General features: G+C 53.5%; 16 protein-coding genes. All 16 read left to right on the top strand.

Annotated features, from left to right (window positions below; translation table 11 throughout):
• Positions 1–170: 170 nt before the first annotated feature.
• A complete protein-coding gene (gene nadA, locus HH215_RS23645; protein ID WP_169282131.1) occupies positions 171–1,109 on the top strand; it encodes a quinolinate synthase NadA in 939 nt (312 codons plus the stop codon).
• 44 nt (positions 1,110–1,153) lie between these two features.
• Positions 1,154–2,770: an L-aspartate oxidase gene (nadB, locus tag HH215_RS23650; protein ID WP_169282132.1), complete on the top strand. Its 1,617-nt coding sequence runs from the start codon at positions 1,154–1,156 to the stop codon at positions 2,768–2,770.
• Entirely contained in the window at positions 2,763–3,662 is a 900-nt protein-coding gene (gene nadC, locus HH215_RS23655; protein WP_169282133.1) for a carboxylating nicotinate-nucleotide diphosphorylase, read from the top strand. The genes nadB and nadC overlap by 8 nt, the downstream gene beginning before the upstream one ends.
• Complete coding sequence (locus HH215_RS23660) at positions 3,659–4,423, top strand: type III pantothenate kinase (protein ID WP_169282134.1); 765 nt, start codon at positions 3,659–3,661, stop codon at positions 4,421–4,423. Before nadC ends, HH215_RS23660 begins: the two co-directional genes overlap by 4 nt.
• A gap of 46 nt (positions 4,424–4,469) precedes the next feature.
• Positions 4,470–5,360 carry an Hsp33 family molecular chaperone HslO gene (hslO, locus tag HH215_RS23665; RefSeq protein ID WP_169284547.1) on the top strand — a complete coding sequence of 297 codons (891 nt, stop codon included), beginning with the start codon at positions 4,470–4,472 and terminating at the stop codon, positions 5,358–5,360.
• Between the two features lie 17 nt (positions 5,361–5,377).
• Positions 5,378–6,325 carry a peptidyl-prolyl cis-trans isomerase gene (locus HH215_RS23670; protein ID WP_169282135.1) on the top strand — a complete coding sequence of 316 codons (948 nt, stop codon included), beginning with the start codon at positions 5,378–5,380 and terminating at the stop codon, positions 6,323–6,325.
• 149 nt (positions 6,326–6,474) lie between these two features.
• Positions 6,475–7,416, top strand: coding sequence for a cysteine synthase A (cysK, locus tag HH215_RS23675; RefSeq protein ID WP_169282136.1), 942 nt, complete (start codon positions 6,475–6,477; stop codon positions 7,414–7,416).
• A 150-nt stretch (positions 7,417–7,566) separates the two neighbouring features.
• Positions 7,567–9,138 carry an anthranilate synthase component I family protein gene (locus HH215_RS23680; protein ID WP_169282137.1) on the top strand — a complete coding sequence of 524 codons (1,572 nt, stop codon included), beginning with the start codon at positions 7,567–7,569 and terminating at the stop codon, positions 9,136–9,138.
• The gene (pabA, locus tag HH215_RS23685) at positions 9,135–9,716 is read left to right on the top strand and encodes an aminodeoxychorismate/anthranilate synthase component II (protein ID WP_169282138.1); all 582 of its coding nucleotides are present in this window, start codon (positions 9,135–9,137) and stop codon (positions 9,714–9,716) included. Before HH215_RS23680 ends, pabA begins: the two co-directional genes overlap by 4 nt.
• Positions 9,713–10,597, top strand: a complete 885-nt coding sequence (gene pabC / locus HH215_RS23690; protein ID WP_169282139.1) for an aminodeoxychorismate lyase — start codon at positions 9,713–9,715, stop codon at positions 10,595–10,597. The genes pabA and pabC overlap by 4 nt, the downstream gene beginning before the upstream one ends.
• Entirely contained in the window at positions 10,597–11,466 is an 870-nt protein-coding gene (gene folP, locus HH215_RS23695) for a dihydropteroate synthase (RefSeq protein WP_169284548.1), read from the top strand. Before pabC ends, folP begins: the two co-directional genes overlap by 1 nt.
• Complete coding sequence (folB, locus tag HH215_RS23700; RefSeq protein WP_169282140.1) at positions 11,459–11,851, top strand: dihydroneopterin aldolase; 393 nt, start codon at positions 11,459–11,461, stop codon at positions 11,849–11,851. Before folP ends, folB begins: the two co-directional genes overlap by 8 nt.
• 7 nt (positions 11,852–11,858) lie before the next feature.
• Complete coding sequence (folK, locus tag HH215_RS23705; RefSeq protein ID WP_169282141.1) at positions 11,859–12,368, top strand: 2-amino-4-hydroxy-6-hydroxymethyldihydropteridine diphosphokinase; 510 nt, start codon at positions 11,859–11,861, stop codon at positions 12,366–12,368.
• A 4-nt stretch (positions 12,369–12,372) separates the two neighbouring features.
• Positions 12,373–13,401, top strand: coding sequence for a tRNA dihydrouridine synthase DusB (gene dusB, locus HH215_RS23710; RefSeq protein ID WP_169282142.1), 1,029 nt, complete (start codon positions 12,373–12,375; stop codon positions 13,399–13,401).
• 194 nt (positions 13,402–13,595) lie between these two features.
• Positions 13,596–14,072, top strand: a complete 477-nt coding sequence (gene greA, locus HH215_RS23715; RefSeq protein ID WP_169282143.1) for a transcription elongation factor GreA — start codon at positions 13,596–13,598, stop codon at positions 14,070–14,072.
• A 257-nt stretch (positions 14,073–14,329) separates the two neighbouring features.
• Complete coding sequence (gene lysS / locus HH215_RS23720; protein WP_169282144.1) at positions 14,330–15,841, top strand: lysine--tRNA ligase; 1,512 nt, start codon at positions 14,330–14,332, stop codon at positions 15,839–15,841.
• Positions 15,842–15,869 lie beyond the last annotated feature (28 nt).

A 15,869-nucleotide genomic window follows, 5' to 3' on the forward strand; every position in this document is an offset into this window, starting at 1 on the left:
CCGAGAAAAAGGGCTTACAATCGGTTCAAGATGAATTGACAGCCTTATCAGGCAAGTGTAAATTAAGTGTTAATGAACGAAGTCCTTTTCGTCCACACTAAAGACAGTATTCCCGCCATGTTTGTGCATTCATTCACAAACTACCGGTTCATCTTAGGGAGGAGATTTTCATGGAGGCTTTGGCCCTGGAGCGTAAAGCAGAGCAGAATCGCGAATTGCGCGAGCGGCTTATGCAGCTAAAGAAGGAACGTAATGCCATTATTCTCGCTCATTATTATCAGCGTGATGAAATACAGGAGGTCGCGGATTTCCGCGGAGATTCTTTTCTCCTCGCTCAGAAGGCGGCATCCACGGATGCGGACGTCATCGTATTCTGCGGCGTGCACTTCATGGGGGAAAGCGCCAAAATACTGGCTCCCCACAAGACGGTTCTCGTACCGGACGAACGCGCGGGCTGCCCGATGGCGGATATGGTCAATCCGATCGGATTGCGCGAGCTTAAAGCGAAACATCCGAACGCCAAGGTCGTCACGTATATTAACTCTTCGGCGGACGTGAAAGCGGAGACGGATATTTGTTGTACGTCCGCTAACGCGGTTAAGGTCGTGAATTCGGTCGATGCCGATGAGATTATCTGGTGCCCGGACAAAAATCTCGGCCATTACGTTTCCCAGTTTACCGACAAGAAAATGATTATCTGGGAAGGTTATTGCAACACCCACGACATGCTTACCATTAAAGACGTCGAGGAAATGCGGGCGAAATATCCGAACGCGGAATTCGTCGTTCATCCGGAATGCCGTCCCGAAGTGGTGGAGATGGCGGACTTCGTGGGAAGCACGACGGGAATTCTGAAATACTGCCGCGAATCCAGCCATAAAGAATTTATCGTTGGAACGGAAGACGGCACCGGGTATCAATTGCGGTTGGACAGCCCGGACAAAACCTTTCATTTCGCATCGAAATTTCTTGTCTGTCCGAATATGAAGGTGAATAACCTGAAGAAGGTCGTCAAGGCATTGGAGACGATGCAACCGCAAATCTATGTGCCGCAGGACGTTGCGGACAAAGCCCGTTTATCGCTGGAGCGCATGCTACTGGTTAAGTAACCTGCCTGCGCTACTCTCTTGTCGGACTGGGGACGAACTTATCCATGATTCCACGTTACGTTGTCGATTTTGATCTAGACAAACTTCCTCGCGTAGAGACGGACGTTATCGTGATTGGAGCCGGTATTGCTGGACTATTTACGGCGCTCAAGGCGAGCGAAACGAAGCGCGTATTAATGATAACCAAGAAATCTTTGTTCGACAGTAATACTCGTTATGCGCAAGGCGGGATAGCCGCGGTAATTTCGGACGAAGATTCGCCCGATTTTCTTGCACAAGATACGTTGATTGCCGGGGCAGGTCTTTGCGAAGCCTCGGCAGTCGACGTTCTTGTTCATGAAGGACCCAAAGGGGTTCAAGAGCTGATCCGTTACGGGACGAACTTCGATGAAGAGAACGGCCATTTTGCCCTAACGAAGGAAGGCGCGCACAGTCAGCGCCGTATTCTTCACGCGAACGGGGACGCAACCGGTTACGAGATCGTTCGCGCATTGGCGGAGAAGGTCAAATCCGATCCGACCCTCGAATTGTGGGATGACCATTTCGTGCTAGACTTGTTGACAAAAGACGGCGAATGCCGCGGAGCGATCGTTCAGAAGCCGGACGGATCGCGCGTGGCCGTATTCGGACGGGCAACGATTCTATGTACCGGGGGAACCGGTCAACTCTACAGATACACGACGAATCCCGAAGTCGCAACCGGCGACGGCGTAGCGATGGCTTACCGGGCAGGCGCGGATATTCGGGATATGGAATTCAACCAATTCCATCCGACGTCTCTTTGTTATCCCGGTGCGCCGAGATTTCTGATCTCCGAAGCGGTTCGGGGCGAAGGGGCGTATTTGCGCAACATTCGCGGCGATCGGTTTATGGAGAATTACCACCCTCAGTTGGAGCTTGCTCCAAGGGATGTCGTCGCTCGCGCGATCGTTAGCGAGATGGAGGCGACGAAGTCAACTTACGTCTATATCGATATTACTCACGAAACCCCTGAACTCATTAAGCATCGTTTTCCGACGATATACGAATTTTGTTTGAATTACGGACTGGATATGACAACCGATTGGATTCCGGTTGCTCCCGCTGCCCATTATATGATGGGCGGGGTCAAGACGAATCTGCGCGGAGAGACGAGCATTCGCCGTCTGTTCGCTTGCGGGGAAGCTTCCTCGACGGGCGTCCACGGAGCGAATCGGCTTGCGAGCAATTCGTTGTCGGAAGCCATCGTTTTCGGACAACGGATCGTAGACGCGATTAATCAATTGCCGCCGAATAAGGCGATCGCCGATAATGGACCGACCGCCGAGAGGCATGCGGCTCTGACCGGGGCTTTAATCGAACGGAGATTGAAGCTTCAGAAGGGTATGGTTCGTTACGCGGGATTGCGAAGGAACCGGGCCGGACTGATCAAAGGGTTAGAGGATTTAAAGAAACAATTGCCTTTATTCCAGCTTTCCTTAACGAAACGGGAAGAGTTAGAGTATGCCAATCTACTTACGTGCGCCCTTCTGGTGACCGAATCGGCGTTGTATCGCGAAGAAAGTCGCGGCGGACATTATAGGGAAGACTATCCGCAGAAAGACGACCAGAACTGGCACGTGCATACAATAATAAATAGGGAAAACGGGATACGCACAGAAAGGGTCGACGACGATGTTTGAACGAGAGAGCGAATGGGCGATCGGGGGACCCGCGGTTGACGCGGTGAAGGAGCACCTCCGCGCATGGCTTGCGGAAGATATCGGCTCGGGGGACGTCACGACGATGGCGACCGTGCCTCAAGATCACCAATCGAGCGGAATCATTCACGCCAAGCAGTCCGGAATTGTTGCGGGCATTCCTTTGGCTCGGCTTGTTTTCGAGGTGATCGATAAGAGTTTGAAATTCAACGCGCAAGTATCGGACGGGACGAAAGTGGAACGCGGTACGGTTCTGACGATCGTCGAGGGTTCGACTCATAGCATTCTTACGGGCGAAAGATTAGCGCTTAACTTGCTTCAACGTCTATCCGGCATTGCAACGAAAACGAATGAATACGTTGTCGCTGCCCAAGGACAGTCGGTTAGAATCGCGGATACCCGCAAGACGACTCCCGGACACCGCACTTTGGAGAAATACGCGGTTAGAATCGGCGGCGGTGCGAACCATCGCTTCGGTTTGTACGATGCGGTCATGATCAAGGACAACCACATCGTCGCGGCGGGGGGAATAACGGCGGCCATCCGGGCGGCCAAAGCCCGTATTCCTCATACGATGATGATCGAAGTGGAAGCGGAAAGCTTAGAACAGGCCAAGGAAGGCGTGTCTGCGGGCGCGCATATCGTGATGTTGGACAACATGAGCGCTGCCGCTATGGCCGAAGCCGTATCCGTGATTCGTGAAATTGCGCCTCATATCGTGCTCGAAGCTTCTGGAGGAATCACTCCGGAACGGGTTGTAGAAGTGGCTAAAACCGGCGTCGATGTCATCTCGGTCGGCAGCTTGACCCACTCTTTCCAAGCTCTTGATATCAGTTTGGATCTGAACGCGAAGAAAAAGGGGGCTTCCTCTTGATTCTAGTCGTGGATGTCGGGAATACGAATATCGTACTGGGGCTGTATCAGGGCAAGGTGCTTACGCATGATTGGCGCCTAAGCACGAATCGATCGGCTACGGTGGATGAATACGGCGTGCTTATCTCGAACCTGTTCCAATTGGCTGGCGTTCGGGCAGAGCAGATCGAAGGCGTTATTCTGTCCTGCGTCGTTCCTCCGATCATGAATACTTTGGAGCAGTTGTTCCATAAGTATGTGGGAAGAGAAGCATTGGTTGTTGGGCCGGGCATTAAAACGGGCTTGAACATCAGGTACGAGAATCCGCGCGAAGTCGGTGCCGACCGTATCGTGAATGCGGTGGCCGGAATCGAGCAATACGGCACTCCGCTTATCGTGGTCGATTTCGGAACGGCAACGACTTTCGACTATATCGATGCTTCGGGTTCGTATTTGGGCGGCGCGATCGTTCCGGGAATCGGCATCTCCGCAGAGGCGCTATACCAACGGGCTGCGAAGCTTCCGCGAATAGAGCTGTCCAAACCGAAAACCGTGATCGGTCGCAATACGGTTGCGGCGATGCAAGCGGGTATTATTTTCGGCTATGCCGGTCAAGTCGACGGGATCGTAAAGCGGATCTGCAAGGAGTTCAACGTGCAACCGCGAGTCATTGCAACCGGGGGCCTTGCGGAAATGATTGCGGGAGAATCGGAAACGATCGAACTCGTGGATCCCTTGCTTACTTTGGAAGGTTTGAGGATTGTATACGAGCGTAATGGGTAAAAATAGATAGTCGGTTAAAGCAGAAGAGTTGGCGCTTTAGAGGAGGATTACGAAAGTGAAAGACGAAATTATTCGCGGAACGGCGTGGAACGGCGGCTTGCGGGTATTCGCGGCCAGAACGACGGCGCTGGTCTCGGAATTGCAACGGCGTCATGATACATATCCGACCGCGACCGCGGCGTTCGGGCGCACGGCGACGGTATCGGCGATGATGGGCGTTATGCTCAAGGGTCGCGAGAAGCTGACGGTACAAGTCAAGGGCGACGGTCCGTTAGGACAAATCGTCGTCGACTCCAACGCGTTGGGAGAAGTGAGAGGCTACGTGGATCATCCGCACGTTCACCTTCCGAGCAATAGCGCGGGTAAGCTGGACGTGGCTGGAGCGGTCGGCCGAACGGGATACCTTCACGTGACTAAGGACTTAGGACTGAAGGAGCCCTATAGAGGAAGCGTTCCGATCATCTCGGGCGAGCTTGCGGAGGATTTCACCTATTATTTCGCGGAATCCGAGCAAAGTCCCTCTGCGGTTGGCTTAGGCGTACTAGTGGATACGGATAATTCGGTATTGCATGCCGGGGGGTTTATCGTACAAGTGCTGCCAGGATTGGCGGAAGAGCAATTGGTTCGACTGGAGAGAGCGGTCGCGGCTATGCCGCACGTCACGGCTTTGCTTGATCAAGGAGAGACGCCGGAAGGTATTTTACGTTTTCTCGTTGGAGATGACTTAACGATTCACCAGACGATCGAACCGGGATTTCTCTGTAAGTGCTCCCGGGATAGATTCGAGCAGGTACTCATAACGCTGGGCAGACAAGAGCTTAGAAGCCTAATCGACGAAGACGGACAAGCGGAGCTGCATTGCCACTTCTGTAATGAGAAATACGTATTCGACGCGGAGCAGTTGGAATCGTTATACCGTCTTTCGGACCGGGATTAAGGAAGGGATGATCTCTCATGAGGGAGACGATACGGCGTAAGCCGCTCGTACTGCTGGCCCTCTTAGCAACTTTGGCGATGACATCAGGCTGCAAATCGGATGCCGAGCCGGCCGCCCCAGGCGCTAGCGGGACGATTCCTAAGGCTCAGAAGGCCGACGATGAGCTCGTGGCAACGGTAGGGAAGGTTACGATTACGCGAGGACAATTGTTGGAGCAACTGCTTGCGGCGTATGGAGCGCAGACGTTAAGAAGCATGATGCTTCAGGAAGCCGTGAACGAAGAAGCCGCAACGCTGCACATCGAAGTGACGGATGACGAGTTGGAGGTTGAACTTCGCCTCATGCGGCAGGGTTATGAGGATGAAGAGGATTTCTATAGAGCGATGAACGAACAGCTCGGCATGAATCGGGAAGAGGTTAGGTCGGATGCCCGTTACCGCTTGCTGCTGGAGAAAATTGCATTGGGCGACATAACGGTGACCCAGTCCGAGATCGATCGTTATTTGGAGGAGCATCCGGATCAATTCCTGCCGAAAGAGCAATATCAATGGGCGCAAATCGTCGTACTTACGGATGAGCGGGCGAGGCAGCTGCTTGCGCTCCTTGAAGAAGGCGAGGATTTCGCTGAACTTGCGCGCTCGAATTCCTTGGACGAATTTACGGCTGACGAAGGCGGCAACGTAGGCTGGATAGAAGCGGGAGATCCTTTCGAGGCGCCGGCGCTGTTGGAAACCGTGGCTATGATGCAAGTCGGAGAGGTGACGGGGCCCATTGAGCTGGATAAGGGGTATGCCATCGTGAGGCTCGACGGCAGACGGGAAATTCGGACGAAGTCGCCTGACGAAATCGCGTCCGAGGTTCGGAAACAGTTAGCTCTTGGGAAAGCGTTGCCCATTCAAGAACTGGAGCAAAATCTTCTGGAAAAGTACCGGGCGGAAGTGAAGGATGCGACCCTGCAACAATAAGGGGGTTCGAATAGGGAATTCGGGTAACCAGCTATTGACAATCCTCTCCGAGGTTTGATAAGATGAAAACAAACAAAAAGCCGACTGTTTTAGTCGGATTAATGAGATGAGGCGGCAAAGCCGCATAATTTTGGGAGGGAACATGTCCAATGGCTAAGATTGTACAGAATGTTACTCAGCTTATCGGCGATACGCCACTCGTACGTTTGAATCGCATCGTGCCTGAAGGCAGCGCGGAAATCTACGTGAAGCTGGAATACCAGAATCCGGGTTCGAGCGTTAAAGACCGTATTGCGATCAGCATGATCGAAGAGGCTGAGAAGCAAGGGCTGATCAAACCGGGCGTGAGCACGATCGTTGAGCCTACGAGCGGCAACACGGGAATCGGACTGGCGATGGTAGCCGCCGCCAAAGGATACCGCGCGATTCTGGTTATGCCGGAAACGATGAGCTTAGAGCGTCGCAACCTGCTTCGCGCTTATGGCGCCGAGCTCGTTCTTACTCCAGGCTCCGAGGGCATGAACGGTTCCGTTAAGAAAGCGGAAGAGATCGTGAAAGAAAACGCTGATTACTTCTTGCCGCAACAATTCAAGAACCAAGCGAACGTGAAAATTCACCGCGAAACGACTGGCCCCGAAATCGTTGAAGCGATCAACTCCTACGATGGCAAGATCGATGCTTTCGTAAGCGGAATCGGTACCGGCGGTACGATCTCCGGTGCTGGCGAAGTGCTGAAACAGAACTTCCCGAACATCAAGATCTACGCGGTCGAGCCTGCTGCGTCTCCGTTGTTATCCGGCGGCGGTCCCGGCCCTCATAAAATTCAAGGTATCGGCGCTAACTTCATTCCGGACATTCTGAATCGCGAGATTTACGATGCGGTCATTCCGGTCGAGAATGAAGAAGCATTCGAAACGGCGCGGACGGTTGCTAAAAAAGAAGGCTTGCTCGTAGGGATTTCCTCCGGAGCGGCGATCTTCGCGGCGCTTAAAGTGGCAAAAGAACTCGGAGAAGGCAAACGCGTCGTCGCGGTCGTTCCTTCCAACGGCGAACGTTACTTGAGCACGCCTCTGTTTAACTTCGACAACTAATCGACTTGATCGGACAGCTCCCGTCTTCGGCGGGAGCTGTTTTTGATGAACGTTTATGCTTGATTGGATGGCTGGACGCCCGCCGGGTGGATCATGCGGACCGCCATGTGTTATTCTGCTTAATATGAAGCAGCCGAGGGAGTAGTAAGCGTGGAAGCCATAACATTAGATCAATGGAAGCAGTGGAGCGAAGAAGGCAAGTACGCCTTGCTTCCTTACATCAACAAAATAGAATTAGAGCCGAGCGAATTGCTGCCGGCTTTCTGGGATCAAGCATGGGCGGAGGCTTCTTCGCATTCTTGTCTATTGGAGAGCGGCAAGGGAGGAAGATACTCCTTCGTAGGCTTGAAGCCGGTATCGGTTATCGAGGGTAAAGGCTCGCAAGCGAGGGTTCTTGAACCGGCCCGAAACGGATCGTCCGGTTGGGAGGAAGTCAGTCGACAAGAAGGCGCTCCGTTAGAGCGGCTAAGGGAGTGGATGCTCCCTTGGACGGGACCTAGGCCGGCGAACGTTCCGGATTGCATCGGAGGCGTGCTGGGCTTCTGGAGCTACGACGTCGTGCGCAGCTTGGAGAAGCTCCCCGTAGCGGCAAAGGATGATCTGGCGCTTCCAGACTATGTCTTTCAGAGATTCGAGGAGTTATGGATTGCGGATACTCAGGAGAACGCGGTATATTGCGCGGTTCATATCCCACTGGCCAGGACGGCGAACGAGTCGTTGGAGCAACTCTATCAATCGGCGCGACAACGCTCGCTGGATATGGAGCGTCAATGGCTCAAGTGGGTTTCCGCTAGTCGGTCGCCCGACCAAGCGATCCGCGGCAGGGAAATGCGCGAGCGGATGGCCGAGGATCGGCTTCAGATCGACGTGGAGAGTCTCCCCGGTCTAAAGACTTCGATGAGCAAAGCCGAATATGAATCCGCGGTAAGAGCGATCCAACGCTATATCGGGCAAGGCGACGTCTTTCAGGTTAATCTGGCGATGCGCCAGAGCAAGGCGACGCCGGCAACGCCGGAAACGCTGTACGAATGGCTTCGCGTCGTGAATCCTTCGCCATATATGGGAATGCTTCGTACGCCTGCTTTCTCGCTTGTTAGCGCATCTCCGGAACTGCTCGTGAAGTTGGACGCCGGACGGTTGTCCACGAGACCGATCGCCGGTACCCGTCGGCGCGGGAGAACGCAAGAGGAAGACCGGGCGATGGAAGATGAACTGCTGACGAGCGATAAAGAGCGGGCGGAACACGTTATGCTTGTCGATCTTGAGCGCAATGATCTGGGACGAGTCGCCAAATACGGGACGGTGCACGTTCCCGAACTGATGACGGTAGAGCGATATTCGCACGTCATGCATTTGGTGTCGCAGGTCGAGGCTCGGCTGGCAGCGGGGAAAGACGCGCTGGACGTATTGGCCGCGGTGTTTCCCGGCGGAACGATTACGGGAGCGCCCAAGATCCGCACGATGGAAATCATCGAAGAGCTGGAGCCGACCCGAAGAGGACCTTATACGGGCTCGATGGGATGGATTGACTATAGCGGAAATATGGAATTTAATATAATTATTCGTACGATCGCGGTTCAGGACGGGATTTGTCACATTCAAGCCGGAGCGGGAATCGTTATCGATTCCGACCCGGAACGGGAATTTCGCGAATCCTTGAGCAAAGCCAAGGCGCTTTGGAAAGCGGTACAGTACAGCGAAGGGCAAGGTGAACCGATATGATTCTAGTGATCGACAATTACGATTCTTTTACGTATAACTTGGTGCAGTATTTAGGGGAGCTCGGCGAAGAAATCGTCGTTCATCGCAACGACGAGATCGACCTGGACGGCATCGCCAAGCTGGCGCCGGACCATATTCTGATCTCGCCGGGACCTTGCACGCCGAACGAAGCGGGGGTCAGCCTGGCGTTGCTGGAACGGTTCAAAGGGGAAATTCCGATCTTCGGCGTCTGTCTCGGACATCAAGCGATAGGCCAAGCCTTCGGAGGAGACGTCATTCGGGCGGACCAACTCATGCACGGCAAAACATCCGAGATCGCGCACGACGGGCGCACGATTTTCGAGGGGCTTCCTTCCCCGTTCACGGCGACGCGTTACCACTCCTTGATCGTGAAGCGCGATACGCTGCCGGACTGTCTGGAGATCAGCGCGGAGACGGAGGATGGCTTGATTATGGGCCTGCGGCATAAAGAATACGTCGTGGAAGGCGTACAATTCCATCCGGAGTCGATTATGACGGATTACGGATTACAGATTTTGCGTAATTTTCTAAGTCAGAAAACGGGCGTGCGGGCATGAATTTCCTGTACAACGGACAATTGACAGATAGCCAAGAAGCCGTGATCTCCGCATTCGATCACGGTTTTTTGTACGGCATGGGACTATTCGAGACGTTCCGGACTTACGGCGGTAGGCCTTGGCTGCTTGAGAGGCACGCCGCGCGGTTGGCCAAGGGCTGCGAAATGCTGGGAATCGGTTACGTGCCGGATGTCGAACGGATGAAGTCGGCGATTGCCGAACTATTGGCGGCGAACGGTTTAACGGACGGATATATCCGTTGGTCGGTATCCGCGGGAGAAGGAGCGATCGGGCTTCCGGCAGACGTCTACGACAAACCGAACGAAATCGCGTACGCCAAGGAGTTGGCCGTAGACGAGCCCTCCGCCCGAAAAGGGAAAACCGTGCGCCTGTTGAAGCTCCCGCGCAGCACCCCGGAAGGCGATGTTCGGTTAAAGTCTTTTCATTACATGAATAATATCAATGCCAAGAGAGAATTAAATAGGGAAGGCGCAAGACCGGGAACGGAAGGACTGTTCCTGAGCCATGAAGGGTTCGTCGTCGAAGGCATGGTCAGCAACGTGTTCTGGATATCGGACGGCGTGCTGTATACGCCCGAGGCTTCGACGGGTTTACTTGAAGGGGTCACGCGCGAGTTCGTGTTGGAATTAGCGAAGGACATGGGAATCCGGACGGAACAGGGATCGTATCCTTGGGACAAGCTATTGTATGCGGACGAGGTATTCCTAACGAATTCCATTCAGGAGATCGTTCCGGTGACGAAGGTCGAGAACATCGGCGGGCGGGGGCTGAATCCGGGAGGCTGCAACTCCGTCGGGGCCATTACTTATAACCTCATGCATCAATACCGGGAGGCTGCCGAAAGGAACGATACGAAATGATGAAACCTGCTTTCTATAATCGCAGTTATACTTTTCGAGATGGATTGAATCTTGTACTGGGACAGCGAACTCTCGTCATGGGAATCTTGAACGCGACTCCGGATTCTTTCTCCGACGGGGGAAGATTCAATTCGGTAGAAGCGGCTGTCGAAAGAGCTAAGCAAATGGCTGCCGATGGGGCGGATATTCTCGATATCGGGGGAGAATCGACCCGACCGGGCCATGATCCGGTACCGGCGGAAGAGGAGCTGCGGCGGATTATTCCGGTCATCCAGGCCGTACGAGAACAAGTGAAGCTTCCGATCAGCGTGGATACTTACAAGGCGGAAGTCGCGAGAGAAGCGCTCGAGGCGGGCGCCCATATCGTCAATGACGTGTGGGGGTTTAAGCGCGAACCGAAAATCGCGGCGATTTCGGCAAAATACGGAGGCCCGGTCATTCTGACGCATAATCGGGACAATCGCGACTACTCGAACTATATCAAGGATGTTCTTAATGATCTGTTGGAGAGTGTACGCTTGGCGAAAGAAGCGGGTGTCGAAGACGACAATATCTGGCTCGACCCGGGAATCGGCTTCGCCAAGGATTACGAGGAGAATCTGGAGTTAATGGGCCGTCTGAACGAAGTCGTCGGACTCGGCTATCCGGTTCTCTTAGGTACCTCTCGCAAGAGATTCATTCAAAGTACGCTTGGCGTTACCCCGAACGAGGCAGTGGAAGGCACGGGTGCTACGACCGCTCTTGGCATTGCTCAAGGGTGTCAGATCGTCCGCGTTCATGACGTGTTGCAGATGAAGCGGGTGGCTGCAATGTCCGATGCGATCATATATAGGCAAGCCGTGAAAGAGGAGAGGGTTCGACATGGATAGAATGCTGGTTAAACGAATGGTGTTTTTTGGATATCACGGAGTATACCCGGAGGAAAATAAACTCGGCCAGAAATATTACGTCGATCTGGATTTAAGCCTGGATCTTAGCCGCGCGGCTAAGAGCGACGACGTTGCCGATACGGTCAATTACGCCGAGATCCATGCTTTGGTCAAGCAAATCGTAGAGGGTCCGCCGGTCAAACTGATCGAGACGCTGACCGAAAACATTGCTTCCGCCGTACTCGGTACGTATACTAGTATCATTAAAGCAACGGTTTCGGTAACCAAGCCGAATCCGCCGTTCGATATTACCTTTGACGGAGTGACCGTAGAGTTCCGAAGACAGAGGGATACGAACGGGAATATCGTACCTGTAGAGGATTGAGAAATAAGTGCGAGAAGCATACGTGGCGCTAGGCGCCAATCTGGGCGACCGGGAAACGTCGCTCGCGGAAGCGATACGCAGGCTGCAAGCCGATTCCGAGCTTGAAGTCCGCCGCGTTTCGGCAGCGTTCGAGACCGCCCCTGTCGGCTATACCGATCAGCCCTCTTTTCTCAACATGGCGGTATGTCTAGGTACGGAGCTCGATCCGATCGGTCTTCTGCGTCGCTTGCTGGCGATCGAGCAGGAAATGGGTCGCGTGAGGGACGTGCGATGGGGACCGCGCAATATAGATTTGGATTTATTGGTTCATGGAGAAGCGACCGCGGATACTCCGGAATTAACGCTCCCGCATCCCAGAATGGGACAGCGGGCATTTGTATTAGTTCCGCTTAGGGACATCTGGCCGGAGGAAATCCCGTTCCCTTGGGAGTCGGAGCTGTCGGCGTTCTCTTTGCAGGAAGAAGGAATCGCCAGATATGCCGAATGGGATGGACTAAAGCTACGGAAGGAGCAATAACAATATGCTTAAGATCGGTAACGTACCGATGAACAATAACGTCGTGTTAGCCCCGATGGCGGGCGTCTGCAACCCGGCTTTCCGGCTCATTGCCAAGGAATTCGGGTGCGGACTCGTATGCGCGGAGATGGTTAGCGATAAGGCGATTCTGCACGGCAATCAGCGGACGCTGGAAATGCTGTTCGTGGACGAGCGCGAGAAACCGCTAAGTTTGCAAATTTTCGGAGGAGACAAGGAGTCTCTCGTCGAAGCCGTCAAATTCGTAGACCAGAATACCAATGCGGATATTATCGATATCAACATGGGTTGCCCGGTGCCGAAAGTAACGAAATGCGACGCGGGGGCAAGGTGGCTGCTCGATCCGAAGAAAATTTACGAGATGGTTTCCTACGCAGCGGATGCCGCGAAGAAGCCGGTTACGGTTAAGATGCGCATTGGCTGGGACGATGAGCATATTTACGCGGTGGAGAATGCCCAAGCGGTCGAACGTGCCGGCGGAGCGGCGGTTAGCGTCCATGGCCGTACCCGGGAGCAGCTCTATACGGGCAAGGCGAACTGGGATATTTTGCGCGACGTGAAGCAGGCGGTTAACATTCCCGTCATCGGCAACGGAGACGTATTTTCTCCCGAAGACGCCAAACGTCTGCTCGAGCACACGAACTGCGACGGCGTCATGATCGGACGGGGAGCCTTGGGTAATCCATGGATGCTCTATCGTACCGTTCACTATCTCACGACGGGAGAATTGCTGCCGGATCCGTCCCCAGGGGAGAAAATCCGGATAGCCGTCTTGCATCTGGATCGTTTGGCCGATCTGAAGGGCGAGAACGTAGCCGTTCGGGAGATGCGCAAGCATCTGGCATGGTATCTGAAAGGGATGCCGGACTCCGCGATCGTCAAAAATTCCATCATGGATCTGACTTCCCGTTCGGAGGTCGTGAGCGTGTTGGAGGATTACGTGAGAACGGTGGATGAATTGTTGCAACGCGAAGCCGCGGAAGCTTCTGAACCGGGCGATATTCTCGTACACTAAGGTGAAGCGGTTTCACGTCGGCCTTTTCCGCGAATTGACATTTTTCAGGGGTTGAAATATAATCAGTACCAATATTCGCCCAAGCATCAGGAAAATCGTAGGCTTGCATCCATTCAGATGTCATGTCAGCGGTGACCGACCATATATTGGATTAGCAACCCTGAAAATCTTTCCCACGACAGGAGATCGGTGAGATGAGCGATAAGGAAGTGCTTCTAACCCAGGATGGGCTTAAGAGGCTGGAAGATGAACTCGAGAATCTTAAATCCGTCAAACGCCGCGAAGTCGCGGAGCGCATTAAGGTAGCCATCGGCTACGGAGATATCAGCGAAAACTCCGAGTACGAAGACGCGAAGAACGAGCAGGCATTTATCGAAGGACGCATCATTACCCTTGAGAAAATGCTTCGCAACGCGCGGATTATCAATAGCGACGAGATCGACCTCGAAACGGTAAGCATCGGTTCGAAAGTCGTCGTCGAGGATCTGGAATTCGGCGATACGATGGAGTACACGATCGTAGGCACCGCGGAATCCGATCCGCTGAACAACAAGATTTCCAACGAAAGCCCGGTCGGTAAAGCGATTATCGGCAAGAAGAAAGGTACGACGGTTGAAGTGAACGTTCCCGCGGGCATCATTCAATACAAAATTGTCGATATCAAAATGTAACTACGCGACCGGAGCCTGATGTTATAGGCCGTCATTGGACGGAGAAGCCGAGTGACATGGAGTAAAAAGCTTCCTTCGGAAGCTTTTTTGCACATATCAGAGGGTATAAGATTCTCGATACCTTTTTGATATGTCTCCGACATAAACGTTCCCCCGCCATCCCTAAAGGACGGCGGAAGCCGTTTATGCTTGTGTTATTCGTAGTTAATCGATGTTCGTAGCGGTCACCTAGACTTGAAACGAAGGAGAACGAAATCATGGAACATACAGAACAGCCGGAATCGGTGGAATTAGGCGAACTATTACAAATCCGACGGAACAAATTGGACGAGCTGCGGGCGCTTGGCGTTGATCCGTTCGGCACGAAGTTTAACCGGACTCACCAAGCGGGCGAGATCGTAGCGGCATATTCGGAGTTGTCGAAGGAAGAATTAGAGGAGCGCGCGATCGAGGTAAGTTTGGCCGGACGCATCATGACTAAACGCGGAATGGGCAAAGCTTCGTTCGCCAATATGCAGGACTTGAGCGGCAAAATTCAAATTTATGTTCGCGAGGATTCGGTTCCGGGCGTTAAGTTCCAAGCTTTCGATCTGCTGGACATCGGCGATATGATCGGCGTCAAGGGTGTCGTGTTCAAGACGAAAACAGGCGAGACTTCCGTTAAGGTCAAGGATCTAGAGGTTCTTACGAAATCGTTGCTTCCTTTGCCGGACAAATTCCATGGCCTGAAAGACGTGGAAACCCGTTATCGTCAGCGTTACGTGGACTTGATCGTGAACCCGGACGTACAGAAGACGTTCATTTCCCGTTCCCGGATCATTCAGTCGATGCGTCGTTATTTGGACGATCTCGGATATTTGGAAGTGGAGACGCCTACGTTGCACTCTATTGCGGGCGGAGCGGCGGCACGTCCGTTCATTACTCATCACAATGCGTTGGATATGCAACTGTATATGCGGATTGCGATCGAACTTCATCTGAAAAGATTGATCGTCGGCGGATTGGAGAAGGTGTACGAGATCGGCCGGGTATACCGGAACGAAGGCATCTCGACGCGCCATAATCCGGAGTTTACGATGATCGAGCTATACGAGGCGTATGCCGATTATGAGGATATCATGCGGTTGACCGAGAACTTAATCGCTCATATCGCAAAAGAAGTGCACGGAACGACCAAGATCACTTATCAAGGCCAAGAAGTGGATTTGACGCCGGAATGGCGCCGGGTCTCGATGACCGGGCTCATCAAGGAAACGGTTGGCGTAGACTTCGAAGTGCAGATGACGGACGAGGAAGCTCACGCGATTGCAAAAGAACACAAGGTTCCGGTCGAGAAGCACATGTCGTTCGGGCATATCGTCAACGCGTTCTTCGAACAGTTCTGCGAGCATACGTTGATTCAGCCTACGTTCGTAACGGGACATCCCGTGGCGATCTCTCCGTTGGCGAAGAAAAAAGAATCCGATCCGCGCTTCACGGACCGCTTCGAGCTGTTCATCGTTGCGCGCGAGCATGCTAACGCGTTCACTGAGCTGAACGATCCGATCGATCAACGCGAACGGTTCGAGTCGCAATTGACGGAGAAAGAAGCGGGTAATGACGAAGCGCACGAGATGGACGACGACTTCATCCGCGCGTTGGAGTATGGAATGCCGCCTACGGGCGGACTGGGTATCGGCGTAGACCGTCTGGTGATGCTGCTTACCGATGCGCCATCCATTCGCGACGTTCTGCTGTTCCCGCACATGCGGGATCGTTCGGACGGGTAAGGGCAAGAGCAAGGCGAGGGCCGAGGGT

This window comes from Cohnella herbarum, from assembly GCF_012849095.1.
Classification (GTDB): domain Bacteria; phylum Bacillota; class Bacilli; order Paenibacillales; family Paenibacillaceae; genus Cohnella; species Cohnella herbarum.

Excerpts from the sequence above, each read along its gene's own strand:
- nadA (WP_169282131.1), top strand. The coding sequence starts at position 171 with ATGGAGGCTTTGGCCCTGGAGCGTAAAGCAGAGCAGAATCGCGAATTG.
- nadB (WP_169282132.1), top strand. The coding sequence starts at position 1,154 with ATGATTCCACGTTACGTTGTCGATTTTGATCTAGACAAACTTCCTCGC.
- nadC (WP_169282133.1), top strand. The coding sequence starts at position 2,763 with ATGTTTGAACGAGAGAGCGAATGGGCGATCGGGGGACCCGCGGTTGAC.
- HH215_RS23670 (WP_169282135.1), top strand. The coding sequence starts at position 5,378 with ATGAGGGAGACGATACGGCGTAAGCCGCTCGTACTGCTGGCCCTCTTA.
- cysK (WP_169282136.1), top strand. The coding sequence starts at position 6,475 with ATGGCTAAGATTGTACAGAATGTTACTCAGCTTATCGGCGATACGCCA.
- pabA (WP_169282138.1), top strand. The coding sequence starts at position 9,135 with ATGATTCTAGTGATCGACAATTACGATTCTTTTACGTATAACTTGGTG.
- pabC (WP_169282139.1), top strand. The coding sequence starts at position 9,713 with ATGAATTTCCTGTACAACGGACAATTGACAGATAGCCAAGAAGCCGTG.
- folP (WP_169284548.1), top strand. The coding sequence starts at position 10,597 with ATGAAACCTGCTTTCTATAATCGCAGTTATACTTTTCGAGATGGATTG.
- folB (WP_169282140.1), top strand. The coding sequence starts at position 11,459 with ATGGATAGAATGCTGGTTAAACGAATGGTGTTTTTTGGATATCACGGA.
- dusB (WP_169282142.1), top strand. The coding sequence starts at position 12,373 with ATGCTTAAGATCGGTAACGTACCGATGAACAATAACGTCGTGTTAGCC.
- greA (WP_169282143.1), top strand. The coding sequence starts at position 13,596 with ATGAGCGATAAGGAAGTGCTTCTAACCCAGGATGGGCTTAAGAGGCTG.
- lysS (WP_169282144.1), top strand. The coding sequence starts at position 14,330 with ATGGAACATACAGAACAGCCGGAATCGGTGGAATTAGGCGAACTATTA.